Origin of the sequence: Streptomyces sp. TG1A-8 (genome assembly GCF_030499535.1) — a bacterium.
GTDB lineage: Bacteria > Actinomycetota > Actinomycetes > Streptomycetales > Streptomycetaceae > Streptomyces.
Genome location: NZ_JASTLB010000001.1, coordinates 2,151,477 through 2,176,948 on the forward strand (window position 1 = coordinate 2,151,477; position 25,472 = coordinate 2,176,948).

The 25,472-nt window shown below is 73.3% G+C and carries 20 protein-coding genes and 2 pseudogenes; 4 read left to right on the forward strand and 18 right to left on the reverse strand.

Annotated elements, in window-relative coordinates:
• From rplS to QQY24_RS08905, 6 genes and pseudogenes are all read right to left on the reverse strand, one after another.
• Positions 1–351 (reverse strand): 50S ribosomal protein L19, encoded by a 351-nt coding sequence (gene rplS / locus QQY24_RS08880; RefSeq protein WP_143636014.1) that lies wholly within the window; start codon positions 349–351, stop codon positions 1–3.
• Positions 352–485: 134 nt separating this feature from the next.
• A complete protein-coding gene (gene trmD, locus QQY24_RS08885; RefSeq protein ID WP_301972130.1) occupies positions 486–1,319 on the reverse strand; it encodes a tRNA (guanosine(37)-N1)-methyltransferase TrmD in 834 nt (277 codons plus the stop codon).
• Positions 1,319–1,860: pseudogene (gene rimM / locus QQY24_RS08890) on the reverse strand (ribosome maturation factor RimM). The gene trmD and the pseudogene rimM overlap by 1 nt, the downstream one beginning before the upstream one ends.
• 82 nt (positions 1,861–1,942) lie before the next feature.
• Positions 1,943–2,182: an RNA-binding protein gene (locus QQY24_RS08895; RefSeq protein WP_005479813.1), complete on the reverse strand. Its 240-nt coding sequence runs from the start codon at positions 2,180–2,182 to the stop codon at positions 1,943–1,945.
• A 5-nt stretch (positions 2,183–2,187) separates the two neighbouring features.
• Positions 2,188–2,607 carry a 30S ribosomal protein S16 gene (rpsP, locus tag QQY24_RS08900; protein ID WP_301972131.1) on the reverse strand — a complete coding sequence of 140 codons (420 nt, stop codon included), beginning with the start codon at positions 2,605–2,607 and terminating at the stop codon, positions 2,188–2,190.
• A 359-nt stretch (positions 2,608–2,966) separates the two neighbouring features.
• Positions 2,967–3,563: a hypothetical protein gene (locus tag QQY24_RS08905; protein WP_301972132.1), complete on the reverse strand. Its 597-nt coding sequence runs from the start codon at positions 3,561–3,563 to the stop codon at positions 2,967–2,969.
• 515 nt (positions 3,564–4,078) lie between these two features.
• Here QQY24_RS08905 and QQY24_RS08910 point away from each other — a divergent pair.
• Entirely contained in the window at positions 4,079–4,933 is an 855-nt protein-coding gene (locus QQY24_RS08910) for a class I SAM-dependent methyltransferase (protein WP_301972133.1), read from the forward strand.
• Between the two features lie 117 nt (positions 4,934–5,050).
• On the opposite strand, the gene ffh is transcribed toward QQY24_RS08910, so the two are convergent.
• The 5 genes from ffh to QQY24_RS08935 form a co-directional block, all read right to left on the reverse strand.
• Positions 5,051–6,607, reverse strand: coding sequence for a signal recognition particle protein (ffh, locus tag QQY24_RS08915; protein ID WP_301972134.1), 1,557 nt, complete (start codon positions 6,605–6,607; stop codon positions 5,051–5,053).
• Between the two features lie 231 nt (positions 6,608–6,838).
• Positions 6,839–9,295 carry a [protein-PII] uridylyltransferase gene (locus tag QQY24_RS08920; protein ID WP_301972135.1) on the reverse strand — a complete coding sequence of 819 codons (2,457 nt, stop codon included), beginning with the start codon at positions 9,293–9,295 and terminating at the stop codon, positions 6,839–6,841.
• A gap of 26 nt (positions 9,296–9,321) precedes the next feature.
• Complete coding sequence (locus QQY24_RS08925) at positions 9,322–9,660, reverse strand: P-II family nitrogen regulator (RefSeq protein ID WP_301972136.1); 339 nt, start codon at positions 9,658–9,660, stop codon at positions 9,322–9,324.
• Entirely contained in the window at positions 9,657–11,000 is a 1,344-nt protein-coding gene (locus QQY24_RS08930; RefSeq protein WP_301972137.1) for an ammonium transporter, read from the reverse strand. Before QQY24_RS08930 ends, QQY24_RS08925 begins: the two co-directional genes overlap by 4 nt.
• A gap of 330 nt (positions 11,001–11,330) precedes the next feature.
• The gene (locus tag QQY24_RS08935; protein ID WP_301972138.1) at positions 11,331–12,815 is read right to left on the reverse strand and encodes a hypothetical protein; all 1,485 of its coding nucleotides are present in this window, start codon (positions 12,813–12,815) and stop codon (positions 11,331–11,333) included.
• A 457-nt stretch (positions 12,816–13,272) separates the two neighbouring features.
• Here QQY24_RS08935 and QQY24_RS08940 point away from each other — a divergent pair, with 457 nt between their 5' ends.
• Complete coding sequence (locus QQY24_RS08940) at positions 13,273–13,935, forward strand: bifunctional DNA primase/polymerase (RefSeq protein ID WP_301972139.1); 663 nt, start codon at positions 13,273–13,275, stop codon at positions 13,933–13,935.
• 99 nt (positions 13,936–14,034) lie between these two features.
• Here the strand turns inward: QQY24_RS08940 and ftsY are convergent, their stop codons facing one another.
• From ftsY to QQY24_RS08965, 5 genes are all read right to left on the reverse strand, one after another.
• Positions 14,035–15,237, reverse strand: a complete 1,203-nt coding sequence (gene ftsY, locus QQY24_RS08945) for a signal recognition particle-docking protein FtsY (protein ID WP_301972140.1) — start codon at positions 15,235–15,237, stop codon at positions 14,035–14,037.
• 337 nt (positions 15,238–15,574) lie between these two features.
• Positions 15,575–16,993, reverse strand: a complete 1,419-nt coding sequence (locus QQY24_RS08950) for a sugar porter family MFS transporter (protein ID WP_301972141.1) — start codon at positions 16,991–16,993, stop codon at positions 15,575–15,577.
• A 229-nt stretch (positions 16,994–17,222) separates the two neighbouring features.
• The gene (locus QQY24_RS08955) at positions 17,223–20,960 is read right to left on the reverse strand and encodes an AAA family ATPase (protein ID WP_301972142.1); all 3,738 of its coding nucleotides are present in this window, start codon (positions 20,958–20,960) and stop codon (positions 17,223–17,225) included.
• Positions 20,961–21,209: 249 nt separating this feature from the next.
• Entirely contained in the window at positions 21,210–21,413 is a 204-nt protein-coding gene (locus QQY24_RS08960; RefSeq protein ID WP_014675251.1) for a hypothetical protein, read from the reverse strand.
• 390 nt (positions 21,414–21,803) lie between these two features.
• Positions 21,804–22,085: an acylphosphatase gene (locus tag QQY24_RS08965; protein WP_301972143.1), complete on the reverse strand. Its 282-nt coding sequence runs from the start codon at positions 22,083–22,085 to the stop codon at positions 21,804–21,806.
• 183 nt (positions 22,086–22,268) lie between these two features.
• On the opposite strand from QQY24_RS08965, the gene QQY24_RS08970 reads away from it, so the two are divergent.
• On the forward strand, positions 22,269–23,429 hold the full coding sequence (locus QQY24_RS08970; protein WP_301972144.1) for a CAP domain-containing protein: 1,161 nt from the start codon (positions 22,269–22,271) through the stop codon (positions 23,427–23,429).
• A gap of 63 nt (positions 23,430–23,492) precedes the next feature.
• On the opposite strand, the pseudogene QQY24_RS08975 reads toward QQY24_RS08970, so the two are convergent.
• Positions 23,493–24,056: pseudogene (locus QQY24_RS08975) on the reverse strand (flavodoxin family protein); the annotation flags it as partial.
• A gap of 139 nt (positions 24,057–24,195) precedes the next feature.
• On the opposite strand from QQY24_RS08975, the gene QQY24_RS08980 reads away from it, so the two are divergent.
• A complete protein-coding gene (locus QQY24_RS08980) occupies positions 24,196–24,591 on the forward strand; it encodes a helix-turn-helix domain-containing protein (RefSeq protein WP_301972145.1) in 396 nt (131 codons plus the stop codon).
• On the opposite strand, the gene mutM is transcribed toward QQY24_RS08980, so the two are convergent.
• Positions 24,564–25,424, reverse strand: coding sequence for a bifunctional DNA-formamidopyrimidine glycosylase/DNA-(apurinic or apyrimidinic site) lyase (mutM, locus tag QQY24_RS08985; protein ID WP_301972146.1), 861 nt, complete (start codon positions 25,422–25,424; stop codon positions 24,564–24,566). The two genes, QQY24_RS08980 and mutM, sit on opposite strands and share 28 nt — an antisense overlap.
• Positions 25,425–25,472: the final 48 nt, after the last annotated feature.

A 25,472-nucleotide genomic window follows, 5' to 3' on the forward strand; every position in this document is an offset into this window, starting at 1 on the left:
TCAGTTGTCGCGCTTCTCCTTGATCTTCGCGGCCTTGCCGCGCAGCTCACGGAGGTAGTACAGCTTGGCGCGGCGCACGTCGCCACGGGTGACCAGCTCGATCTTCTCGACGATCGGGGTGTGCACCGGGAAGGTGCGCTCGACGCCGACGGAGAACGAGACCTTGCGGACCGTGAAGGTCTCGCGGACCCCGGAGCCCTGGCGGCGGATCACAACGCCCTTGAACTGCTGCACGCGGGAGCGGTTGCCCTCGATGACGCGGACGTGGACGTTGACGGTGTCACCCGGGCGGAAGGCCGGGACGTCGCTGCGCAGCGACGCGGCGTCGACGGTGTCGAGCAGGTGGGACATTTCGTCTGCTTTCCTCGCTGATGCCACAGGTCATCAACGGAAACTAGGGGTACGGGAGGTGTGCCGTGCGGGTCGGGCGGGCGTCGTGTCCCCCTGTGGCAGGGGCGCACGCCGGACGGGCGCACAACAGCGGCCTATTCTTCCACGTCCCCGGTCCTGCGCCAAAACCGGCCGTACGGCTCGCCCCCGGGGTCCGGGGACCAGCCCAGGATGGAAAGCATCTCGCGGTCCTTCCTGTCGAAGGCCCGGGGGTCGCAGCGCTCGATCAGGTCGGGCCGGCTGGCGGTCGTCCGCTTCAGCGCCTCGTCGCGGCGCCAGCGGGCGATCCTGCCGTGGTGGCCGCTGAGCAGCACCTCCGGGATGTCCCGGCCGCGCCACACGGGCGGCTTGGTGTAGACGGGGCCTTCCAGCAGGCCGGCCATCGCCCCGGGCGCGAAGGAGTCGTCCCGGTGGGACTCGGCGTTGCCGAGGACGCCCGGGAGCAGGCGGGCCACGGCCTCGGTGATGACCAGGACGGCCGCCTCGCCGCCGGCGAGGACGTAGTCGCCGATGGAGACCTCGTGGACGGGCATGCGGGCCGCGTACTCGTCCGTCACCCGGCGGTCGATGCCCTCGTAGCGGGCCGGGGTGAAGATCAGCCAGGGCCGCTCGGAGAGCGCGACGGCGAGTTCCTGGGTGAAGGGACGGCCGCTGGGGGTGGGGACGATCAGCGCGGGGTCCCGGGCGCCGGACTCGTAGCCGTCGGCGAGGACCGTGTCCAGGGCGTCGCCCCAGGGCTCGGTCTTCATGACCATGCCGGGGCCGCCGCCGTAGGGCGTGTCGTCGACGGTGTTGTGCCGGTCGTAGGTCCAGTCGCGCAGGTCGTGCACGTGGACGTCGAGCTGTCCGCGCGCGCGCGCCTTGCCGACCAGGGAGACGTTCAGCGGGTCGAGGTACTCGGGGAAGATCGTGACGACGTCGAGGCGCATCAGGACTCTTCCCGGGACGACGCGATCTCGGCGCGGTCGTCGATCAGTCCCGGCGGGGGGAGACGACGGCCTTCTGCTGCTCCAGGTCGATCTCGACGACGATCTCCTGCACGAAGGGGATCATCACCTCGCTGCCGTCGGGCCGCTCCACGACGAACAGGTCCTGGGAGGGCAGGTGCGAGACCTCCGTGATGCGCCCGACCCCGCTGCCGTCCTCGGTGACCACGTCGAGGTCGATGAGCTGGTGGTCGTAGTACTCGTCCTCGCCCTCGGGGAGTTCCTCGGGGTCGACCTCGGCGATCAGCAGGGTGTTGCGCAGGGCCTCGGCGGCGGTGCGGTCGCCGACGCCCTCGAAGCGCAGGAGGAGGCGGCCGCTGTGGACGCGGCCGGTGGCGATGGTGAGCGGCCCGGCGGAGGCCGGGTCGGTGGCCAGGACGGCGCCCGGGGCGAGCCGCAGCTCGGGCTCGTCGGTACGTACCTCGACGGTGACCTCGCCCTTGATGCCGTGGGCGCGGCCGATCCGTGCGACTACCAGCTGCACGTGTCCAAATCTCCTGTCGTACGACTGCGGGCCGGGGACGGCCCAGTGGCCCTCCCCGGCCCGAGCCGGTTGCGATGAAGCGTCAGCGGACGTGGTCCACGTCGACCAGGTCGACGCGGACACCGCGGCCGCCGATGGCGCCCACGACGGTACGCAGGGCGCGCGCGGTACGGCCGTTGCGGCCGATCACCTTGCCGAGGTCGTCGGGGTGGACCCGGACCTCCAGCACGCGTCCGCGGCGCAGGTCGCGCGAGGCGACCTGCACATCGTCAGGGTTGTCGACGATGCCCTTCACGAGGTGCTCAAGCGCCTCTTCGAGCATGCTGCTCAGGCCTCGGTGGACTCGGACTCGGCAGCGGCCTCGTCCTTCTTCTCAGCCTTCTTCTTCTGGGTGATCGCCTCACCCTTGCCCTCGTCTTCACCGCCGAGGGCCTCGAACGACGGACGCGTGGCCTTGGGCTCGGCGACGAGCAGCGGCGCCGGAGCGGGCTCGCCCTTGAACTTCTGCCAGTCGCCGGTCTTCTTCAGGATGGCGAGCACGGGCTCCGTCGGCTGAGCGCCGACACCGAGCCAGTACGCCACACGCTCGGCGTCCACCTCGATGACCGACGGGTTGTAGGTCGGGTGGTACTTGCCGATCTCCTCGATGGCCCGGCCGTCACGGCGGGTACGGGAGTCGGCGACGACGATGCGGTAGTGAGGCGAACGGATCTTGCCCAGACGCTTCAGCTTGATCTTGACTGCCACGGGAGTGGGTTCTCCTGGATTTGACGTGGTTGGGCACGGCGGAACTGCCGCGTGGGGTTGCGGTACCCGAGTGCCCGATGGACGCGTCAGCCGGAGGAGAGAGGGGTCCTGTGCGGCTGTCGAGTACAGCTAGCCATTGTGCCACACCCCGCCGGGCGCTCCCGGCCGAGGGTGCGCCCCGTACCGGCCGGCGGCGCGGGAACGGCGCGTGCGCGGTCCGCCCCGGGACACGGGGCGTCACCGTCGTGCGGTCCGCCGCGCGGGTGCAGGAGCGGCGGCCGGACCGCCGCTCCCGCACCCGCGCTCCGTGCCCGGTTCGACCGGCAGCCACGAGATGCCGGTGCGCCGCGGGCCCGCGGTCACGCCGCGCCGGCCACCTCCGGGATCCGGAAGGGCTTGCCGCAGCCGCCGCAGACGATCGGGGCCTGGGCCAGGACCGAGGGGACCACCCGGACGTTGCGGCCGCAGTCGCAGACCGCCTTGACGCGGACGCCACCGCCGGAGGAGCCGTGCCGGGCGGCCGGGCCGCGGAAGGTGCGGGAGGTGTCGGAGGAGGTGGCCGCCGTGTGCGCCTTCAGCGCGCGCTGCAGCCGCTCGATGGTCGGGCGGTAGCGCCGCTTCGCCTCGGGGTTGAGCGTGACCAGCGAGAAACCGCTGCTGGGGTGCGGCTCCTCGGAGTGGTCCAGACCCAGTTCCTCGGCGATCGCGAGGAAGCGGCGGTTGTGGTAGCGGCCGGCCCGGGAGGTGTCGCGGACCCCGCGGGCGGCGGCGATGCCGTGGACTGCCTCATGGAGCAGTCGTTCGAAGGAGAGTTCGTGTCCGCACGCGGACGACGACTCCCCGATCAGGGACTCCGGCGCGGCGAGGTCCGGCAGCTCGGGGTGGTACCGCTGAATGTCGGCCCACGCCTGCGCCAGCTCCGCGGCGAGAACAGGTGGTGTCTGTGTCGTGCTCACGTAATCACAACGAGCGGGGGTACCGCTGTGTTCCTATTCCGGGGCATCCCAAATAATTTGCACGTACCCGTCAGTTGGCACCGATGCGGCCTGACGAGGGCGGGTGCGCTGATCTGCGGAGAAGCCTCACAGCCCGTACCAAGCTGGTGCGTAGGCCACGGCACGGTCCGGCGCACGGGCGCGGACGCGGCGGGGATCGGCGGATGCGCAAGGGGCGATTCGGCCGCTTCGGGGACCGGGCCGCCGTCTCGATGGGCGTACGGGCGTCCGTGTCGTCCGTGTCGTCCGTGAGGTTACCGGGTACCCGTTCACTGCCTGTCACCGGGCCGTCCACGGATTGCCGGGGTGTGAAATCCCGTCACACGCACCAGCAGACCGCAAGCCACGCCCCATGCCCCCTGGACGGCGCCGCGAGCCGGGAGTTACCTGGCATACGTGGAGAGTGCGAGCGCACGGCACGGGGGCCACGCCATCGGGCACAGCGGCGAACTGTCGGCGGATTGGGGCGCTTACCTATGACACCTACGCTCGTGCGGGAACACCTGTCCCACGCGGACCCCGTGCCACCCCGCGTGGACCCGTGCGCACGCGCGCGTGACTGGTCCGAGATCCAGGAGCGGATGCTGGTCCCGCTCTTCGAGACCGTCTACGAGCGACTTGAAGTGGGCCGGGCCACCCGGCTGCTGGGCCTGCGCTGCGGGTCCGGGCTGGCGCTGCTGATGGCGGCGGCCAGAGGAGCCGCGGTCACCGGTGTCGACCCCTCGCCCGAACGGCTGGCCCTCGCGCGTGAGCGCCTGCTGCCGCCGGGCGGCACGCGCGCGCGGACGGGCACGAGGCTCGTGGACGGCACCCCCCGGGACGCGGCCGGCGCGGGGACGCCCGCATACACCCTGGTGACCGTCTTCGAGCCGGTCGGCTGCCTGGCCGACGACTCCGAAGGACTCGGCGGCCTGCTGGCGGGGGCGCTGCCCCTGGCCGGACACGGGGCGGCCGTGGTGCTGGCCGGCTGGGGTCCGCCGGAGCGCTGCGCCACCGCCTCGGTGCTGCGGGTGGCGGCGGAACTGGCCGATCCCCTGCACGGTGCGCGCCGCTGGCGGCCCCCGCTGCGGGACGACCTGGAGCAGGTCGCCCAGCGGGCGGGGCTGAAGCCGGACGGCTCGGGACGGGTGGCCTGCCCGTTCGGGTACGCCGACGTCGACAGCGCCGTGCGGGGCCTGCTGTCGACCGGTCTGTTCGACGCGGCGATCGCGGCGGCGGGCGGCAGGCAGGTGGACAAGGAGCTGGCGGAGGCGCTGCACCCGTACCGGCGCGAGGGCGGGACGGTGTGGATGCCGAACGTGTTCCGCTACCTGATCGCCCGCGTGCCCTAGGGACACCGCCCGCCGCCCGGGCGGCGGGCCGCGGCGGCGCTCACGCCGGGACGTGCGCGGGCCCGGGGCCGCCGGGACGTGCCGCCGGGGGCGGGCCCGGCCCGCGCGGGGGTCGGCTCAGCCCATGAACTTCTTGAACTCGTCCGGCAGCTCGAACTCCTGGCCGCCCTGCTGCGGCAGCCCGAACGCGTTGCCGCCCTGGGCGGCGGCCTCGCGCCGCTGGGCCTCCTCCAGCTCCTGCTGCTTGCGCTTCATCGGGTTGCCGGAGCGCTGCTTGCCCTTGGCCTTCTTCTGCTGCTTCCGGGCCCGGCCGGGGCCGCCGCCCATCCCCGGCATCCCCGGCATCCCCGGCATCCCCGGCATGCCGCCCTGGGCCATCCGGGACATCATCTTGCGCGCCTCGAAGAACCGCTCGACCAGGTTCTTCACCGCGCTGACCTCGACGCCGGACCCCTTGGCGATGCGGGCGCGGCGGGAGCCGTTGATGATCGTCGGGTCCTGGCGCTCGGCCGGGGTCATCGACTTGATGATCGCGGCGGTGCGGTCGACGTCCCGCTCGTCGATGTTCTGGATCTGGTCCTTGATCTGGCCCATGCCCGGCAGCATGCCGAGCAGCTTGGAGATGGAGCCCATCTTGCGGACCTGCTCCATCTGGGCCAGGAAGTCGTCCAGGGTGAAGTCCTGGCCCTTCTTGGACGCCAGCTTCGAGGCCATCTTCTGGGCCTCTTCCTGACTGAACGTCTTCTCCGCCTGCTCGATCAGGGTGAGCAGGTCGCCCATGTCGAGGATGCGGGAGGCCATCCGGTCCGGGTGGAAGGCGTCGAAGTCCTCCAGCTTCTCGCCGTTCGACGCGAACATGATCGGCTTGCCGGTGACCTGGCGGATCGACAGGGCCGCGCCACCGCGGGCGTCGCCGTCGAGCTTGGACAGCACCACGCCGTCGAAGCCGACGCCGTCGCGGAAGGCCTCGGCGGTGTTGACGGCGTCCTGGCCGATCATCGCGTCGACCACGAACAGGATCTCGTCCGGGGAGACGGCGTCGCGGATGTCCGCGGCCTGCTGCATCATCTCCTGGTCGATGCCGAGGCGGCCGGCGGTGTCCACGATCACGATGTCGTGGACCTTGGACTTCGCGTAGCCGATGGAGTCCTCGGCGACCTTGACCGGGTCGCCGACGCCGTTGCCCGGCTCCGGGGCGTAGACGGCGACACCGGCGCGCTCGGCGACGACGCTCAGCTGGTTGACGGCGTTCGGGCGCTGGAGGTCGCAGGCGACCAGCAGCGGCGAGTGGCCCTGCTCCTTCAGCCAGCGGCCGAGCTTGCCCGCGAGGGTGGTCTTGCCGGCGCCCTGCAGACCGGCCAGCATGATGACGGTGGGGGGCTGCTTGGCGAAGCGCAGGCGCCGGGTCTCGCCGCCGAGGATGGTGACCAGTTCCTCGTTGACGATCTTCAGGACCTGCTGGGCCGGGTTCAGCGCCCGGGAGACCTCGGCGCCGAGCGCGCGCTCCTTGAGGTTCTTGATGAACGAGCGGACGACGGGCAGCGCCACGTCCGCCTCGAGGAGGGCGATGCGGATCTCACGCGCCGTGGCGTCGATGTCCGCTTCGCTCAGCCGGCCTTTCCCGCGGAGGTTTTTGAAAGTCGCGCTGAGGCGGTCGGAGAGAGTGTCGAACACGGCGGCGTCGGTCCTCGGAGTCGGGGGCGGTCTGAGCGTCTTCCAGGGTATCCGGCCCGGCAGGGTAACGGACCCCGCCCGCCGCTTTCGGCGTGCGGGGCGCGCCCCGCACGCCGCGGGGGCCGCAGGGCGTCCGGACCGGTCCCGGGAAGACCTCCCGGTCCGGACCTTCCGCGCACGTGTGCGCGGAAGGTCCGGACCGGCGGTCACGGGGTCGGGGAAGACGGGGGGTCAGGCCCGCAGCGTCTCCTCCAGCACGCGCGCCACCGAGGCCGCGTCCTGCTCCGGCAGCGGCGCGCCCGCGCCGGTCGTGACGTAGAAGGCGTCGACCGCGTTCGAGCCCAGGGTGCTGACGTGCATGCTCCGCATCCGCACTCCGGCCTTCTCCAGTGCCATCCCCATGCGGAACAGCAGGCCCGGGGCGTCCTGGGCCCGCACCTCGATCACGGTGGCGTGGCGGGAGGCCGCCGGGGCCACCGTCACGCGGGGCGGCGGCGCCACCCAGCCGCGGCGGCGCGGGTAGGCGGCGTCGCGCTCGGCGAGCCGGCCGGCGATGTCGAGGGTGCCGTCGAGGGCGCGGACGAGGTCGGCGCGCAGGCGGGCGGCCTGCGGCAGGGAGCCGTACTCGGCGGCGACCCGCCAGTTCAGCAGGAGGACCGAGTCGTCGCCGCCGTCGTCGACGTCGTCGGGCAGGGTCAGGGTCCGCAGCTCGGCCGTGCGGACGGTCAGCCGGTGCACGGCCAGGACACCGGCGACCGCGGGCAGCACGCCGGGCCGGTCGGGGACGGCGATGAGCAGCTCGACGCCGAGCGGCTCGGGCTCGCCGCAGGGCTCCTCCGGCACGGGTTCCCGCTGCGCGCGCAGGGCGAGGACCGGGCCGCCGGTGCGGAAGGCCTCGATCGCCAGCCGTTCCTGCTCGGCCGTGGGCGCGGCGGGCTCCGGCTCCCCGGGCACGTCGCCGGCGAGGACGGCGGACACCCGGCGCACCAGGTCGGCGACGAGGGAGCCGCGCCAGGAGGACCAGGCGGCCGGGCCGGTGGCCAGCGCGTCCGCCTCGGTGAGGGCGTGCAGCAGTTCCAGGGTGCCCTGGGTGCCGACGGCCCCGGCGACCGAGCGGACGGTCGCCGGGTCCTCCAGGTCGCGGCGCGTGGCCGTCTCGATGAGCAGCAGGTGGTGGCGCACCAGGGCCGACAGCACCGCCACGTCGGCGCGGTCGAAGCCGATCCGGGTGGCCACGTCCTTGACGATGATCTCGCCGGCCACGGAGTGGTCGCCGGGCCAGCCCTTGCCGATGTCGTGCAGGAGGGCGGCGACGAGGAGCAGGTCGGGGCGGCTGACGCGGCGGGCCAGCTCGGAGGCGCGGACCGCGGTCTCGATCAGGTGCCGGTCCACGGTCCAGACGTGGACGGCGTTGCGCTGCGGGCGGCAGCGGACCCGCTCCCAGTCCGGCAGGATGCGGCTGACCAGGCCCTCCGCCTCCAGCGCCTCCCAGACCTCGACGGTCGGCCGGCCCGAGCCGAGCAGCGTCACCAGTTGCTCGCGGGCCTCGGCGGGCCAGGGCGTGGGCAGCGGGCGCACGGTGCCGGCCATGCGCCGCACGGCGTGCAGGGAGAGCGGGAGGCCGGCCTGTGCGGCGGCGGCCGCGGCGCGCAGCGGCAGCACGGGGTCGCGTTCGGGGCGCGCGGCGCGGGCGAGCACCACCTCGCCGTCCTGCTCGACGACGCCCTCGGCGAGCGGTGACCGCTCGGTGACCGGCTTTGCGCCGCCCAGCATGGCGCGCAGGCGCGGGCGCACGGCGCGCGAGCGCAGCACGCGTCCCACCTCGCGCCAGGTGACGTCGCTGGCGTAGGAGATCACCCGCGCCGCCTCGTACACCTGCCGCAGCAGGGTGTCGGCGTCCAGCAGGCCCAGTTCGGCGGCCACCTGGTCCTGTTCCTGCAGGGCGAGCCGGTCGGTGGCGCGGCCGGTGGCCAGGTGCAGGGCGTCGCGGACGTCGAGCAGGCGCCGGCGGGCGTCGGCGAGGCCCTCGCGCGGGGCGTCGGCCAGCCAGGACGCGGCCACGGCGCGCAGGACGGTGGCGTCCCTGAGGCCGCCGCGGGCCTCCTTGAGGTCGGGCTCCAGCAGGTACTGCAGCTCGCCCTGGCGTCCGGCGCGTTCGGTGCACAGTTCCTGCAGCTCGGGCAGGCGCCTGGGCGCCTGGTTGCGCCAGTCGGCCAGCACGGCGGTGCGCAGTCCGGCGCTCAGGCCCAGGTCGCCGGCGAGGTGGCGGGCGTCCAGGAGGCCGAGCTGGACCTTCAGGTCCTCGCCCGCCGTCCTGCGGGCCTCGGCCGGGGTGCGCACGGAGTGGTCGAGGGAGAGGCCGAGGTCCCAGACGGGGTACCAGAGGCGGTCGGCCAGGGCGGCGACCGCGCCGGGGTCGCCGTCGTCGTGCAGCAGCAGGAGGTCGAGGTCGCTGCGCGGGGACAGCTCGCCGCGGCCGTAGCCGCCCACCGCGACGAGACAGACCCCCTTGACGTCGCCGGCCGCCGCCGTGAAGAGCCCGGCCAGCCAGTCGTCGGTCAGTTCGGCGAGGGCCGCACGGCGCGGCGGCCCGGACCGCGCCCCCTCGGTGAGGAGGCGCAGCCGGGCCGCCGCGTAGCCGCTGGGTCCCGAGTCATCCGCTTCTTTCCGCACATCAGTTCGCGTCACCCAGCGACTCCTGTCTTCCTGTCGTGTCAGAGCGCGTCCGGGCCGCGCTCGCCGGTACGGACGCGCACGGCCGTCTCGACCGGCAGGGACCAGACCTTGCCGTCACCGATCTTGCCGGTGCGGGCCGCCTTGACGATGACCTCGATGAGCTGCTCGGTGTCGTCGTCCTCGGCCAGTACCTCGATGCGGACCTTGGGGACCAGGTCGACGGTGTACTCGGCACCGCGGTAGACCTCGGTGTGGCCCCGCTGGCGACCGTAGCCGCTCGCCTCGGTGACCGTCAGCCCGTGCACGCCGAAGGCCTGCAAAGCCTCCTTGATCTCGTCCAGCCGGTGGGGCTTGACGACGGCGGTGATGAGCTTCATGCGTCCACCTTCCTGCTCTGCGCGGCGGCCGGGCTCGGGGCGTGGGCGGTGCCGGCGACGCCGCCGCCCGCACCGCTGAAGTCGTACGCGGTCTCGGCGTGCTCGGCCTGGTCGATGCCGGAGACCTCCTCGTCCTCGGTGACCCGCATGCCCATGGTCCTGTCGAGGAGGAGGGCGAGGACGGCCGAGGCGATCAGGGAGTAGGCGAGGACGGCGAAGACACCGGCGCACTGCTTCCACAGCTGGTCGAAGGAGTGGTCGCCGTAGAAGACGCCCGTCGCGGTGGACTGGCCCTTGCCGGTGGCGAGGAAGCCGATGAGCAGGGAGCCGATGATGCCGCCGACCATGTGGACGCCGACGACGTCGAGCGAGTCGTCGTAGTTGAACCTGAACTTCAGGCCGACGGCCGCGGCGCAGGCGACACCGGCGACGGCACCGACCGCGATCGCGCCGAGCGGGGAGACCGCGCCGCCGGACGGGGTGATCGCGACCAGGCCGGCGACCGCGCCGGAGGCGGCGCCGAGCGTGGTGAACGCGCCGTGGCGGATCTTCTCGTAGGCGAGCCAGGCCAGCATGGCGGCGGCGGTGGCGACCTGGGTGTTGACGAACATCAGCGCGCCGACGCCGTCGTCGTTGCCGAGCCAGGAGCCGGCGTTGAAGCCGAACCAGCCGAACCACAGCAGGCCCGCGCCGAGCATGACCAGCGGCAGGCTGTGCGGGCGCATCGGGTCCTTCTTGAAGCCGCGGCGCCTGCCGATGACCAGGATGACGCCGAGCGCCGCGGCACCGGCGTTGATGTGGACCGCCGTACCGCCGGCGAAGTCGATCACACCGAGCTCGTAGGCCCAGCCGCCGGCGCCCCAGACCCAGTGGGCGACCGGGAAGTAGACGACCGTGGCCCACAGGACGATGAACAGCGACCACGCCGAGAACTTGACCCGGTCGGCCAGGGCGCCGCTTATCAGGGCCGGGGTGATGATCGCGAACATCAGCTGGAAGACCATGAAGACGAAGACGGGGATGGTGTAGCCGTCCCAGAGGTCCGTGAGGCCGATGTCGCTGAGGCCGACCCAGCCGGAGTTCCACCCGATGAGGCTGCCGGAGTCCGTGCCGAAGGCGAGGGAGAAGCCGTAGAGCACCCACAGGATGGTGACGATGCCCATGCTGATGAAGCTCATCATCAGCATGTTGAGGGTGCTCTTGACGCGGACCATGCCTCCGTAGAAGAAGGCCAGGCCCGGGGTCATGACCAGCACCAGGGCGGAACAGATGAGCATGAAGCCCGTGTTCGCGGATGACAGTTTGGGTGCCTCCGCGGCAAGCGTGATGGCTGGTGCCATCGGCGTCTCCTCGTCGGTTGGTACGGCCCCGTGCGGGCGGTGCCTGAGCGGTCCGGTCAGTGAGGGGCGGGCCGGCTGTGCGCCATGAGATTGACGCAGCGCGGTTTCGGTGGGCGCCCCCCGTTGTTTCGCCGGGGTGACGAAGGCGTCCGGCGTGTTACGCGTCGGTGAAGTGCGGGATGCGCGGCCGGGGGACCGTTATCGTGGCGCGACCTTCCCGGGAGGCGGGGAAACCGGCCGCGGCGGTCCTCTCGACTGACCTGGCGCGGGGGAGCCGGGTCGGGCGGTTCGGGAGGACCGGCCGCGGCCGGGGACCGGGTGCTGCCGCGCTCAGACCGCCTCGGCGGCCTCCGGCAGGTCCGTGGCGAGCTGGTCGACCAGGTCGGCCACCGCGGCGAGCCCGCCGAAGTCGCGGACGGCCGTGTCGACGGTCTTCCGGATACGGGTGTTCACCCGCTCGGAGCGGACCTTCTGGGCGGTCCGCATGGCCTGCAGGGCGTACTCCGTGCTGCGCTCGGGCTCGCGCTGCAGCAGGTGCACGGTGGCCATGCCGATCAGGTTGAGCGCGTACGACCGCTGGTGCTCGGCGTCCTGGGCGAACAGCTCGACGGCCTTGCGCATGAGCGGCTCGGCCAGGGAGGCGTAGGTGGGGCTGCGGCCGGCGACGTAGGCGAGGTCGCGGAAGGAGTGGGAGTTCTCGCCGTACAGCTCGGCCTCGGAGAAGAAGCGGATCCAGTCGGGGTCCGGCTCGTCCCACTCGTCGACCTCGGCGAAGGCGTCCTCGGCCATGCGCACCGCCCGCTTGCACTTGCCGGGCTGGCCCATGTTGGCGTACGCGCGGGCCTCCATCGCATACAGCATGGACTGGGTGCGGGGGCTCGCGCAGTCGCGGCTGCCGTACTGGGCGAGGTGGACGAGTTCCAGGGCGTCGTCGGGCCGGCCCAGGTGGATCATCTGACGGCTCATGCTGGACAGGACGTAGGAGCCGAGCGGCCGGTCGCCGGCCTCCTTGGCGGCGTGCAGGGCGAGGACGAAGTACTTCTGCGCGGTGGGCTGGAGGCCCACGTCGTACGACATCCAGCCGGCGAGTTCGGCGAGCTCGGCGGCGACCCCGAAGAGCCTGCGCGTGGTGGCCTGCGGCTGGGGCTCCTGGAGGAGGTCGGTGACCTCGTGCAGCTGGCCGACGACCGCCTTGCGGCGCAGGCCGCCGCCGCACTGGGCGTCCCACTGGCGGAACATCACCGTGGTGGACTCCAGCAGCTCCAGCTCCGGCCGGGACAGCCGGCCCGGCCTGCGGGAGTCCAGGACGGACTCCGGGACGGACCCGGACGGGACCGGCGAGGCGGGGGCGGGCACCAGCCAGCGCTGGAGGGGCTCGATGAGGGAGGGCCCGGCGGACAGGGCCAGGGAGGTCCCGAGGAAGCCGCGTCGCGCCAGCATCAGGTCGCTGCGGGAGAACTCGCTGAGCAGCTCCACGGTCTGCGGCCCCGTCCAGGGCAGGTCGACGCCGGACGCGGAGGGCGCGGGGCGGGCGGCGCGCAGGCCGAGGTCCTCGACGGAGACGACGCAGCCGAAGCGCTCGGAGAACAGCTCGGACAGGATGCGCGGGATCGGCTCGCGCGGGTTCTCCCCGTCCAGCCAGCGGCGTACCCGGGAGGTGTCCGTGGAGATGTGGTTGGCCCCCAGCCGGCGGGCCCGGCGGTTCACCTGGCGGGCCAGTTCGCCCTTGGACCAGCCGCTGCGCACGAACCAGGAGCCGAGCAGTTCGTTGGGGCGCTTGTCCGCGTTCGCGCCGCCACCGCCGTTGCCGCCCACTGGAACGCCCCCACTTCCCGAGACCACTTGCCGCCGAGTGCGCCGAGCCCTAACAGAATGCCGGTGAACACGGCCTCGCGTCCGCCGGTTCCCACCCTTCGAACGCGGTGGCGGCTTGCCCCCGGCATACCCACGAGTGCATGTGCCCCGAGGCCCCGCGCACTCACGGTAATCCCACGATCACCGGTTCAACCTCGGCCGCCCCGAAAACGCCACCATTCGCCACCCCTTCGATGGAACTCCGGGCGGCCGGCACGCGATTCACTTGACACAGGACCGCCGGAAGTGGGCGGAGCGATGTGCGCTGGGGCGCGCGCCCTTCGGCGCACGCCCCCCGGTGCCACCGGACGCCGCCTTCGTCCCGCGCGAGAGGGGGAAGGCGGTTCCACAGGTCACGTTCCGCTTCCGTGCCGTTCCTCGTCGTAACCACCGGCGCGCTGGACCCGTTGGAGGAGGCATGGACTTCACGATCGGCGGCATCCGCGAGATCCGCTCCGGCGCCCGTCGGCGGGGCCGTTCCCCGGAGTGCACCGCCGTCGCCGAGTTCACCGGGCTGTGCGGCTGGGACGTGGTGCCGGGCGCGCGGGCCGCGGCGGGCGCCTGCTCCTGCGGGCGCTCCGGCTGCCGGGCACCGGGCGCCCACCCCCTCGACTTCGCCCCCGTGGTGCCGGCCGGGGCCACGCTCGCCGAGGTGACCGAGGTGTGGGCCGGGTTCCCGGGCGCCGCCGTGATGCTGCCCGTCGGCCGCTCCTTCGACGTCATCGAGGTCGCCGCGCCGGCCGGGCGGCGCGCGCTGGTGCGCCTCGAACGCATGGGACTGCCGCTCGGTCCGGTCGCCGCGACCCCGGACGGCCGCGCCCACTTCCTGGTCGCTCCCGGCGCCGCCGCCGACCTGCCGCGACTGCTCTACCGGATGGGCTGGGACGACCCGGCCGCCCTGGACCTGCACGGCCTCGGCCCCGGGACGCACATCACGGCTCCGCCCTCCGACCGGGGCGGCCTCGGCCCGGTGCGCTGGCTGCGCCCGCCGGCGCTGGACTCGGCGGCGCGGCCTCCGGCGGCCCGGCTGCTGCTGGGCACGCTGGCGTACGTGGCCCACCGGTCGCGGACCCGGACGTGAACGGCGCCGCACGGCACCGGACACGGCGAAGCGCCCGACCCCGTCCACGTCCCGGGGGCGGGCGCTTCTCGTTGCCGGGCACCTACGCCGGTCCGCGGCTCACTCGCCGATCAGCGCGTCCACGAACGCCTCCGCCTCGAACGGCGCCAGGTCGTCCGCGCCCTCGCCGAGGCCGATCAGCTTGACCGGGACGCCCAGTTCGCGCTGGACCGCGATCACGATGCCGCCCTTGGCGGTGCCGTCCAGCTTGGTGAGCACGATGCCGGTGATGTCCACGACCTCCGCGAACACCCGCGCCTGGACCAGGCCGTTCTGGCCGGTGGTGGCGTCGAGGACGAGCAGCACCTCGTCCAGCGGCGCGTGCTTCTCCACCACGCGCTTGACCTTGCCCAGCTCGTCCATGAGGCCGGTCTTGGTGTGCAGGCGGCCGGCGGTGTCGATGAGGACGACGTCGACCCCCATCTCCTTGCCCTCCTTGACCGAGTCGAAGGCGACGGAGGCGGGGTCGCCGCCCTCGGGCCCGCGCACGGTGTAGGCGCCCACGCGCTCGCCCCAGGTCTGGAGCTGGTCGGCGGCGGCGGCGCGGAAGGTGTCCGCGGCGCCGAGGACGACGGTGCGGCCGTCGGCGACCAGGACGCGGGCGAGCTTGCCGGTGGTGGTCGTCTTGCCGGTGCCGTTGACGCCGACCACCATCACGATGCCGGGCTTGCGGCCCTCGGGTTCGGTCCTGACCGTGCGGTCGGCGTCCGTGCCGACCAGCTTGATCAGCTCCTCGCGGAGCAGGCCGCGCAGTTCCTCCGGGGTGCGGGTGCCCAGCACCCTGACCCGCTCGCGCAGCCGCTCGACCAGTTCCTGGGTCGGCTGCACGCCGACGTCGGCGGTCAGCAGCGTGTCCTCGATCTCCTCCCAGGTGTCCTCGTCGAGGTGTTCGCGGGACAGCAGCGTGAGCAGGCCCTTGCCCAGGGCGTTCTGCGAGCGGGACAGGCGGGTGCGCAGGCGGACCAGGCGCCCCGCGGTGGGCTCCGGGATCTCGATCCCGGGAGCCTCGACGGGGGGAGGCTCCGCGACGACGACCGGTGTCGGGCCGCCCGGGAGATCCACCTCCTCGATGGTCCGGCGCGGTTCGTCGCGCGGCGTCTCGGCCTCGTCGCCGACGTGCGGCTCGGCCGGGGGCGCGGTGATGTCGGGCGCGGAGGGCGGGGGCGGGGGCAGCGGCTTCCTGCGCCGGCTGCCGACGACCAGCCCGCCGAGCGCGCCGAGCAGGACCACGGCGATGACTACAGCAAGGATGACGGTTTCCATAACCCGTCCAGTATCGGCCATGGGGTGCGGCGGCACCCTGCTTGCGACCGTGCGATCCCGTTGCGTCGCACGGGGTGCGGGCGCCGGGCCGGGTGCGGGCACCGGGCCGTGGCCGCCTCCCGCCCACCGGTCCGCGGCCCGCCCCGCGGCCGTGCGCGGCCGGCGCGCGAGCGCCCCGGCCGGCGGTGGCCCCCCGGGGACGCTCCCCCGCCGGGCCCCGCACCGCCGCGTACGGCACCGCCGCCCCCGGACCGGGCAGTGGCCGGTCCGGGGGCGGCGGACGGTACGGGGAGAGGGGCGGCGGGGACTTGGCCCTTCCCCCCGGGTCGGGGTGCGGTCAGCCCATCTCCTCCAGCGTCTTGCCCTTCGTCTCCTTGACGAACTTCAGGACGAACGGGATGGAGAGCGCGGCGAAGACCGTGTAGATCACGTAGGTGCCGGAGAGGTTCCAGTCGGCCAGCGACGGGAAGCTCGCGGTGATGGCCCAGTTGGCGATCCACTGCGCGCAGGCGGCCACGCCCAGGGCGGCGGCTCGGATCCGGTTCGGGAACATCTCGCCGAGGAAGACCCAGACCACGACGCCCCAGGACAGGGCGAAGAACAGGACGAACACGTGTGCGGCGATCAGGGCGACCCAGCCCTGGGTGCTCGGCAGCTTGCCGTCGACCAGGTGGTAGCTGAACGCCCACGCCTCCAGCGCGAGGCCGACGGCCATGCCGACCGAGCCGACGAGGGCCAGCGGCTTGCGGCCGACGCGGTCCACGAAGATCATCGCGATCACGGTGCCGATGATGTTGATGATCGACGTCGTGAAGGAGTAGAGGAAGGAGTCCGTCGGGTCGACGCCGACCGACTGCCACAGCGTCGAGGAGTAGTAGAACGCGACGTTGATGCCGACGAACTGCTGGAAGACCGACAGGCCGATGCCGATCCAGACGATCGGCTTGAAGAGGAAGCCGCCGCCGAGCAGGTCGCGGAAGCTCGACTTCTCCTCGCGCCGCATGGCCGTCTCGATCTCGTGGACGCGCGCGTCCAGGTCGACGCCGCCGCCCTCGACCTCGCCGAGGATCTGCCGGGCGCGGTCGTGCTTGCCGACGGAGATCAGGAAGCGCGGGGACTCGGGGATGGCGAAGGACAGCAGACCGTAGAGGACGGCCGGGACGACCATCACGCCGAGCATGACCTGCCAGGCCTCCAGGCCCATCAGCTTGCCGCGCTGGTCGCCGTCGGCGGCGTTGAGCAGGCCCCAGTTGACGAGCTGGGAGACGGCGATGCCGACGACGATCGCGGCCTGCTGGAAGGAGCCCAGGCGGCCGCGGTAGGCGGGCGGGGCGACCTCGGCGATGTAGGCCGGGCCGATGACGGAGGCCATGCCGATGGCGAACCCGCCGATGACGCGCCACAGCGCGAGGTCCCACAGGGCGAAGGGCAGCGCGGAGCCGACGGAGCTGACCGTGAACAGCACGGCGGCGATCTGCATGCAGCGGATGCGGCCGATCCGGTCGGCTATGCGGCCGGCGGTCGCGGCACCGATGGCGCAGCCGATCAGGGCGACGGCGATGACCTGGGCGAGAGCCGCGGAACCGACGTCGTAACGGTCGCGGATGGCCTCGACGGCGCCGTTGATCACGGAGCTGTCGTAGCCGAAGAGGAAGCCGCCCATGGCGGCTGCCGCCGCGATGAAGATGACGTGCCCGAGATGTTCGGGGTGAGCCGTCCTGGCTTCTGGCTGAGGTGCCTGCGCTGTGCTGGTCACGAAAAACTCCTCGGGCCGCGGCAACGCTGCCGGGGTGGGGTGATCCCTTTCAGGTATCCGGTGAGGCGCGGGTTCACGCCCACTCACACCTGAAGGTAAAAGCAACGTTGCAGAGACTATGCCTTCAAGTTTCGAAGTCAATAGGCCAGGCACTGCGACTTACGAGATATATGGGGTCGTTACGTGTTCAAACCTTGAACTCAGAGTGAAGATGATCTGAAAATGTGCATCAGCGGAGCCGCTGGGAGATCACCTTGGACACGCCATCGCCCTGCATGGACACGCCGTAGAGCGCGTCGGCGATCTCCATCGTGCGCTTCTGGTGCGTGATCACGATCAGTTGCGAGGCCTCCTGCAGCTCCTGCATGATCCGGATCAGCCGCTGGAGGTTGGTGTCGTCGAGCGCGGCCTCGACCTCGTCCATGACGTAGAACGGACTCGGCCGGGCCTTGAAGATCGACACCAGCAGCGCGACGGCGGTCAGCGACCGCTCGCCGCCCGACAGCAGGGACAGCCGCTTGACCCTCTTGCCCGGCGGCCGGGCCTCGACGTCCACCCCGGTGGCGAGCATGTCGTCCGGGTCGGTCAGCACCAGGCGGCCCTCGCCGCCGGGGAACAGCCGGCCGAAGACGCCCTCGAACTCGCGCGCGGTGTCCCGGTAGGCCTCGGTGAAGACCTGCTCGACGCGCTCGTCCACCTCCTTCACCACCTGGAGCAGGTCGGCGCGGGTCTTCTTCAGGTCCTCCAGCTGCTCGCCGAGGAACTGGTGCCGCTCCTCCAGCGCCGCGAACTCCTCCAGGGCGAGCGGGTTCACCTTGCCCAGCCGCTGGTACGCCCGCTCGGCGGCCCTGAGCCGCTGCTCCTGCTCGGCCCGCACGAAGGGCCGGGGCCGGTTGCGCGGGTGCCCGGGGTCCTCGGGCAGCTCCTCGCCCTCCGCGGGCGGGGAGGGCGGCACGGGCCGGCGCGGGCCGTACTCCGCCACCAGTCCGGCCGGTTCGACCCCCAGTTCCTCCAGCGCCCTGGTCTCCAGCTGCTCGATGCGCAGCCGTTTCTCGGCGCCGAGGACCTCGCCGCGGTGCACCGAGTCCGTCAGCTTGTCGAGTTCGGCCTTCAGTTCGCGGCCGGCGGTGCGGGCGGCGGTCAGCTCCTGCTCGCGCGCGGCCCTGGCGGCCTCGGCGGCGGCGCGCTCCCGCTCGGCCCGGCCGAGCGACACCTCGACGTGCGCGAGGAGCTGCCGGGCGCCGGCGGCGACGGCCCCGGCGACGGCGGCCTCGTGGCGCAGCCGGGCCCGCCGCCGCTCGGCACGCGCGCGCGCCTCGCGCTCCGCACGGGCCGCCCGGTCCAGCCCGTCGGCCCGCCCGGCCAGGCCCTTGACCCGCTCCTCGTGCGTACGGACCTGCAGGCGGGCCTCCATCTCGGTCTGCCGGGCGTTGGCCCCGTCGGCGGACAGCCGGTCGCGCACGGAGGTGTCCGGCTCCTCCTCGGCCGGCATCTCCTCGGCGACGGCCAGCCGCTCGGCCAGCTCCTCGGCCTCCTGCACGGCCGCCTCCAGCGCCTCCTGCGCGCGGGCGGCGGCCGCGGCGGACCGCTCGGCCTCCCCGGCGGCGCCGCGGGCCTGTCCCGCCAGCCGTCCGAGCTGCTGGGCCACGGCCGACTTCTCCCGGTCGGCGGTCCGGCGCCGCTCCCCCAGTTCCTCCACGCGCGCGGCGGCCCGGGTGCGCCGTTCGGCCGCCGCGTGCTGCGCCCGCGCCAGCTCCTCGCAGCCCACGGCCAGCTCCGCCAGCTCCGCCGCGGCCTCGTCCACCCAGGCCCGCACCTCCAGCAGGCTGGGCGCACCGGCCGACCCGCCGTGCGCGAAGTGGGCGCCGAGCAGGTCGCCCTCGGCGGTGACGGCGGTCAGCCCGGGGTGCGCGTGGACCAGTTCCTCCGCGTCCTGCAGGGTCGCGACGACGACGATGCCGCGCAGCAGGCGGCGCACGGCGGGCACGAGCTCGGCGGGAGCGCGGACGAGGTCGGCGGCGAAGGGCGGCCCGGCGCGGCGCACCTCGGCTCCGGCCCGGTCCGGCCCGCCGGCGGGCTCCTCGGCCTCCCCGGTGCCGCACGGCAGGCCGCCCGCTCCGCCGTCCGGTGCCGCCCCCGCCCCGGCCGGCGGCCCGGGCACCGCCGCGCCCACCGCGTCCGCACCGCCCGTGGCCGTGGCCGCAGGGGCGGGGGCACCCGGGCCGCCGGCCGGGGCGGGGGGCCGCGGGGAACCGGCCAGCAGCAGTGCCGCTCGTCCGGCGTCCTGTTTGCGCAGCAGTCTGATCGCCTCGGCGGCCGACGCCGGGGTCGTCACGGCGACCGCGTCCGCCGCCGCGCCGAACGCGGCCGCCAGCGCGGCCTCGTACCCGGGCGTCACCTCCAGCAGCTCGGCCGCCGGACCCAGCAGGCCGGTGAGCCGGTCCCGGGCACCCAGCAGCGTGCCGGTGCCGTCCTTGCGCCTGAGTCCCAGCGCGAGCGCGTCGTGGCGGGCCCGGGTGGCGGCGCGCCGGCGTTCGGCCACGGTGGCCGCCTCACGGGCCGCGCCGAGGGCGGCCTCGGCCTCGGCGAGCTGCCGCCCGGCCTCCTCCTGCCGCTCGGCCAGCTGCGCGTCGTCCGCGTCGAGTCCGTCCACCTCGGCCTTCAGCGCCTCGTACTCCTCCCGGGCCCGGACGGCGCGCTCCCGGGCCTCGTCGCGGGCGGTGGCCAGCCGGTCGATCTCGGCCTGCGCGGAGGCGGCACGCGAACGGGCCGCGCCGACCTGACCGGACAGACGGGCCAGACCCTCGCGCCGGTCGGCGAGGGCGCGGGCGGCGTCCCTGAGCCGGCGTTCCTCGCCGGCCAGCTCCCGTTCCAGCCCGGTGCGGTGGGCGACGGTGTCGTCCAGGGCGCGCCGGGCCGCCTCCAGGGCCGCCTCCAGTTCGGCCTCCTGTTCGCGGACGCGGGCGGCCTCGCGCTCCATGTCCTCGGGGTCACGGCCGCGCCGCTCCTCGGGGGGCGCGGAGGCCGCGCTCCGCACGCGGGCGTCGGCCAGCGAGACGGTGCCGCGGACCCGTTCGGCCAGCTGGGACAGCTCGTACCAGGTCTGCTGGGCGCGCTGGAGGCGCGGCGTGAGCCGCCGCACCTCGTCCTCCAGCAGCGACTCGCGCTGCAGTGCCTTCCCCAGCTCCTGCTCGGCGGCCTCCTTGCGCTCCTTCAGCGCGGCCTCGTCGGCGATCTCGGCCTGCAGCGCCTCGCGCAGGCGCACGAGGTCGTCGGCCAGCAGCCGCAGGCGGGCGTCGCGGAGGTCGGCCTGGATGACGGCGGCCCGGCGGGCGACCGCCGCCTGGCGGCCGAGCGGCTTGAGCTGGCGGCGCAGTTCGTCGGTGAGGTCCTGCACGCGCGCGAGGTTGGCCCGCATCGCGTCCAGCTTGCGCAGCGCCTTCTCCTTGCGCCTGCGGTGCTTCAGCACGCCGGCGGCCTCTTCGATGAAGGCACGGCGGCCCGTCGGATCGGCGTGCAGGACGGAGTCGAGCTGACCCTGGCCGACGATGACGTGCATCTCGCGGCCGATGCCGGAGTCGGAGAGCAGCTCCTGGACGTCGAGCAGGCGGCAGGTGTCGCCGTTGATCCGGTACTCGCTGCCGCCGTTGCGGAACATGGTCCGCGTGATGGTGACCTCGGCGTACTCGATGGGCAGCGCCCCGTCGGAGTTGTCGATGGTCAGGGAGACCTCGGCACGGCCCAGCGGCGGACGGCCGGTGGTGCCGGCGAAGATGACGTCCTCCATCTTGCCGCCGCGCAGCGACTTGGCGCCCTGCTCGCCCATGACCCAGCTGAGGGCGTCCACGACGTTGGACTTGCCCGAGCCGTTCGGTCCGACGACGCACGTGATACCGGGTTCGAACCGGAACGTGGTCGCCGAGGCGAACGACTTGAAACCGCGGAGGGTCAGGGCCTTGAGGTGCACGCCTTTGGACTCTACCCGCCGCCGGTATCTCACTCCACGGACACTCGCGACCCCACGGTTTCGCCCATGGGCGGGCAGGGCACACCAGATGTTGAAGACGGTGAAAGGATGCGCGGGGGAAGAAGGCGGGGGAAGAAAGAAGGGACGCCGAAGCGTCCCTTGCAATACTGACAGCCGGATTCCGGTTGTCTGACACTGTGCAGTTGAGACGGGCAGCCGAACCACTGCTGTCCTGGGACGATGCAGCGATCAGGTGAGCGCAGGCTCCGCCTGGTGTGCGTCGATGCTCTCCATGATCCTGTCCTGAGAGGCGGCGGCCGTCAGCGCCTCGTTCTCCGCCTGGATCCGTACGAGCTCGGACTCCAGGTCCTGAACGCGCTGCTGCAGCCGTCGCATCTCGGCGAGGAGTCGAGGGTCGGAGCCGCCGACGTAACCGAGAAGCGCCTTTGCCATGATGGATGGTCCTCCACACTGAGTGACCGACCGATGCGGTGTGGGTCGTGAGGGATTCGCACCCGCGGTGCTTGGCATGCTCCGGTCCTGCTCCGCTGTTGCCATGCCAAACAGCCAAGGTGCGTGGGGCTTTCAGCGTCTCACCAAAAAGTTTGACGGTCAACACGATCACGCGCTGTATTGGCGGGCGAACCCGGGGCGCACGGCCGGGAAGCGGCGGCGCGGCGACTCCTGCGGGGCCCACAAGACGTGACGACCGGCGTCGGCCGACTGTTCCCGCGGAGCCTGCCACGCGAGGCCGTCCTTGGCAACCACCAGGTCGTTTCCACTTCCCGCACGTGCCCGTGGCGGTTCGCCGGGGTCCGGCCCGCGGGGCTCTGCGAAAACGCGTCAGCGGACGGCGAAGCCGTCGTAGCCGCCGCGGGGTGTGTCCCAGATCTCGGTGACACCGTCCACATGACCGGGCGTGTCGCCGCGCTGGAGCCAGTCGAGGAGTCCCTCGCAGCCCGCGCGCGGCCCCTCGACGACCACTTGGACGCGGCCGTCGCCCAAATTGAGAGCAAAACCACTCAGGCCGCCGATCTCCAGCGCCTTGGCGCGCGTGAACCAGCGGAAACCCACCCCTTGGACCCGTCCGCGGACCCAGGCGACCAGTCGTACGTCCTCGCTCATGGGGGCAACCTAACCGCCCGGTGCCGGCTGGGACACGTCCGCCTCCCTTGGCATGGGGTACCGTCCCGACCCAATGAATCTCATATGAAACTCACTCGATCGAGTGGGTTGGGTTGGCCGGAGGGGGTCAGTCGCCCACGGGGCGCCGGGGTCGGCCGCGAGGACGAGGAAGAGGGCAAGGACATGGGACGCCACCGACGCTCCGCCGACGGCCGCGCCACCACCGGCCGGGCCGCGCAGGCCACGCCCACGCGCCGCTCCGGGCCGGACAGCGCCGATCCGCCGCACTCGTACGAGGCCGGGCGCGCCCCCAGGGGCATCGCGCCGTACCTGAACCCCGAGGCGTACACCGAGACCAACGCCAGGAGCACGGCCTACCTCTTCGCCGGGGACGGCGAGCCGTCGCCCGCCTCCCCCGGCGGGAGCGGTTCCACCCCGGTCGGTGGCGGTGGCTCCACCCCGGGCGGCGGCCCCCTTCCGGAAGACGGCCCGTCGGGCGGTCACCGGCGCCGGAAGAAGGCCGCGCGGCCGGTCCGCACGGGGCTGCTCGGCGTCTCCGCCGCCGTCGCCCTCGGCACCGTCGCGGTGACCACGGGCGTGGTGCCGGGGCTGGAGCACTACCGGCTCGGCGGCGGCACGACCACCACCGGCGGCGACCGGGTGCAGGCCGTGGCGTCGCCCGGCAACACGGCCGCCGAGCAGGGCGGCACCTCCGGCAGCGCCGACGCACCGGGCGGGAGCGCCTCCGGCGCCTCCTCCACCGGCAGCGCTCACCGGCGTCCGGCCTCCCCCACCCCGTCCGCCTCCCCCTCGAGGTCCGCCTCCCCCTCACCCGCCCGGACCAAGGCGCCGTCCCGCAAGCCGGCGGCACCGCCGACGGCCACGCCGTCCCGGCCGGCGGCCGCCCCGTCGCACGCGGCGACCAGCGCGCCGGCGCGGACCTCCGCGCCGGTGACGGTGTCGGCGCAGGCCGCCGCCGAGGCCGAGGTGATCAGGCTCGTCAACGAGGAGCGGGCGAAGGTCGGGTGCAGTGCGCTGGCGGCGAACTCCTCGCTGACCGGGCTGGCCGAGGCGTTCAGCGCCGACATGGCCGCACGGGGCTTCTTCGACCACACCGACCCGGACGGCGCGACCCCGTGGGACCGGGCCGCGAAGGCGGGCGTGACCGACCTCGGCGGCGAGAACATAGCCCGCGGCCAGGCGGACGCGGCAGCGGTGATGGAGGCCTGGATGAACAGCGCCGGCCACCGCGCGAACATACTGAACTGCGACTTCAGGACCCTCGGGGTCGGCGTCCACTACGGCGCGGGCGGACCCTGGTGGACGCAGGACTTCGGCTACTAGGGCCCCGTTCGGATCCCGCCGGGCTCGCGGGGTCCGGCCCGGTCGGGGCGGGAGAACCCAGGCGGCCGCGCGACCCCGGGCGAATGCCCGTGCCGTCCGCGTCACCCGGCGTCCCAGGTGCCCCGCCGTGGCCGTGCCGCACTCGTGGACGGCGTCCGGGCCCTCGTCGACGTCGGTCCGGGCCCCGGCGCCCGCGAGGACACCGAGGCGGTTGAGGTCGTTCTCGGAGCCCCCGCTGCTGTTCCGGCCCGGGAGCAGGCCGAGGTGGACCCGGTGCATGCCGTGCTGGGCGGCGAGGATCTGGAAGAACTGCAGGGTGTGCAGCTCGTCGCCGCTCCTGGAACCGGACTTGGTGAAGCCGGCGGCCGGCTTGTCCCGCCGGCCCTGGCCGGGCCAGCGCCCCGAGGCGGCCTCGGCGAAGACGTGGAAGGCGCCGGCGGCGGTGCCCATGTGGGTGGGCGAGCCGAAGACGATCGCGTCGGAGCGGTCCAGCACCTCCCACTGCCCGTCGGTGATCTCGTCGACCTTGATCAGGTGCACCTCGGCGCCGGCGTCGGCGGTACCGGCACGGACGGCCTCGGCGAGCACGGCGGTGTGGCCGTGGCCGGAGTGGTAGGCGACGGACACGACGGGGTGGTCATGGCGATGACTCCTCGGATCACTGGAAGGAGCCCTGCGGCGGTTCAAAGCACTTTCCGCAGGAAAGCACTAACCAATGGTTGGTGCAACCTGTCGGCCAGCGCTGCGGTCGCGTACGCTTGTCGGCATGACCGGCACCACCCAGGAGCAGGACGACCTCGCCTACGACGTGTTCGCCCGGGCGTGCCCCTCGCGCGGCACGCTGGAGCACGTCACCGGACGCTGGGGCGCACTGACGCTCGGCGCGCTGCACCGGGGCTCGCTGCGCTTCAACGAGCTGCGCCGGCGGGTCGACGGCGTGAGCGAGAAGATGCTGTCCCAGACGCTGCACGCGCTGGAACGCGACGGCCTGGTGCACCGCGAGGCACAGCCGACCAACCCGCCCCGCGTGGACTACGAACTGACCCCGCTGGGCCGGCAGGTCGCCGAGCGGCTGCTCGCCCTGATCCACTGCGTGGAGGGCGCCATGGACGACGTCCTGGCGGCCCGCGCGCGTTACGACGGGAGGCGCGGCGCCCTCTGACACGTCGGGCAGAAGTAGCTGGACCGGTTCATCCAGGGACGCCGGCGGACGGGTGTCGCGCAGCGCCTGCACGGCAGGCCCTCACGGCCGTACGCGTCCAGGGCCCGGTTGAAGTAGCCCGACTCGCCGTTGACGTTGACGTACAGGCTGTCGAAGCTGGTGCCGCCCGCGGAGAGGGCCGCGTTCATCACGTCGCGGACGTGGCCGAGGAGCTCCGCGGTGCGCGGCCGGGTGAAGGCCGCCGTCGGCCGCTCGTAGTGGACGCGGGAGCGCCACAGCGCCTCGTCCGCGTAGATGTTGCCGACGCCGCTGATGAGGGACTGGTCCAGCAGGGCCCGCTTGACGGTGGTCCGCCTGCGGCGCAGGGCCAGGTGGAAGGCCTCGTCGTCGAACAGGGGATCCAGGGGATCGCGGGCGATGTGCGCGATGACGCCGGGCAGGCCGTCGGGGGTGTTGTCGTGCAGCGACAGGCCGCCGAAGGTGCGCTGGTCCACGAAGCGCAGCTCGGTGCCGAGGGCGTCGGCGAAGCGGACGCGGACGCGCAGGTGCTTCTCGTCCGGGGCGTCGTGCGGCTGCACCAGCAGCTGGCCGCTCATGCCGAGGTGGGCGAGGACCGACTCGTTCGTCTCCTCCAGCGGCAGCCACAGGTACTTGCCGCGCCGGCTGGGCGTGCCGATGTGGTGGCCCTTGAGGCGGTGCGCGAAGTCGTCGGGGCCCGCCACGTGCCGGCGCACGGCGCGCGGGTGCAGCACCTCGACGTCGGCGACGGTGCGGTGGGCGACCCACCGCTCGAGACCGCGCCGGACGACCTCGACCTCGGGCAACTCGGGCATCGGGACTCCCGTACGGACCGTGGGGGAACCGGGCGCCCGCCCCGGTGC

Excerpts from the sequence above, each read along its gene's own strand:
- QQY24_RS08930 (WP_301972137.1), bottom strand. The coding sequence starts at position 11,000 with ATGGCACCAGCCATCACGCTTGCCGCGGAGGCACCCAAACTGTCATCC.
- QQY24_RS08895 (WP_005479813.1), bottom strand. The coding sequence starts at position 2,182 with ATGCTCGAAGAGGCGCTTGAGCACCTCGTGAAGGGCATCGTCGACAAC.
- trmD (WP_301972130.1), bottom strand. The coding sequence starts at position 1,319 with ATGCGCCTCGACGTCGTCACGATCTTCCCCGAGTACCTCGACCCGCTG.
- QQY24_RS08960 (WP_014675251.1), bottom strand. The coding sequence starts at position 21,413 with ATGGCAAAGGCGCTTCTCGGTTACGTCGGCGGCTCCGACCCTCGACTC.
- rplS (WP_143636014.1), bottom strand. The coding sequence starts at position 351 with ATGTCCCACCTGCTCGACACCGTCGACGCCGCGTCGCTGCGCAGCGAC.
- QQY24_RS08925 (WP_301972136.1), bottom strand. The coding sequence starts at position 9,660 with ATGAAGCTCATCACCGCCGTCGTCAAGCCCCACCGGCTGGACGAGATC.
- QQY24_RS08940 (WP_301972139.1), top strand. The coding sequence starts at position 13,273 with ATGGACTTCACGATCGGCGGCATCCGCGAGATCCGCTCCGGCGCCCGT.
- QQY24_RS08965 (WP_301972143.1), bottom strand. The coding sequence starts at position 22,085 with ATGAGCGAGGACGTACGACTGGTCGCCTGGGTCCGCGGACGGGTCCAA.
- ftsY (WP_301972140.1), bottom strand. The coding sequence starts at position 15,237 with ATGGAAACCGTCATCCTTGCTGTAGTCATCGCCGTGGTCCTGCTCGGC.
- QQY24_RS08980 (WP_301972145.1), top strand. The coding sequence starts at position 24,196 with ATGACCGGCACCACCCAGGAGCAGGACGACCTCGCCTACGACGTGTTC.
- QQY24_RS08910 (WP_301972133.1), top strand. The coding sequence starts at position 4,079 with ATGACACCTACGCTCGTGCGGGAACACCTGTCCCACGCGGACCCCGTG.
- QQY24_RS08970 (WP_301972144.1), top strand. The coding sequence starts at position 22,269 with ATGGGACGCCACCGACGCTCCGCCGACGGCCGCGCCACCACCGGCCGG.
- mutM (WP_301972146.1), bottom strand. The coding sequence starts at position 25,424 with ATGCCCGAGTTGCCCGAGGTCGAGGTCGTCCGGCGCGGTCTCGAGCGG.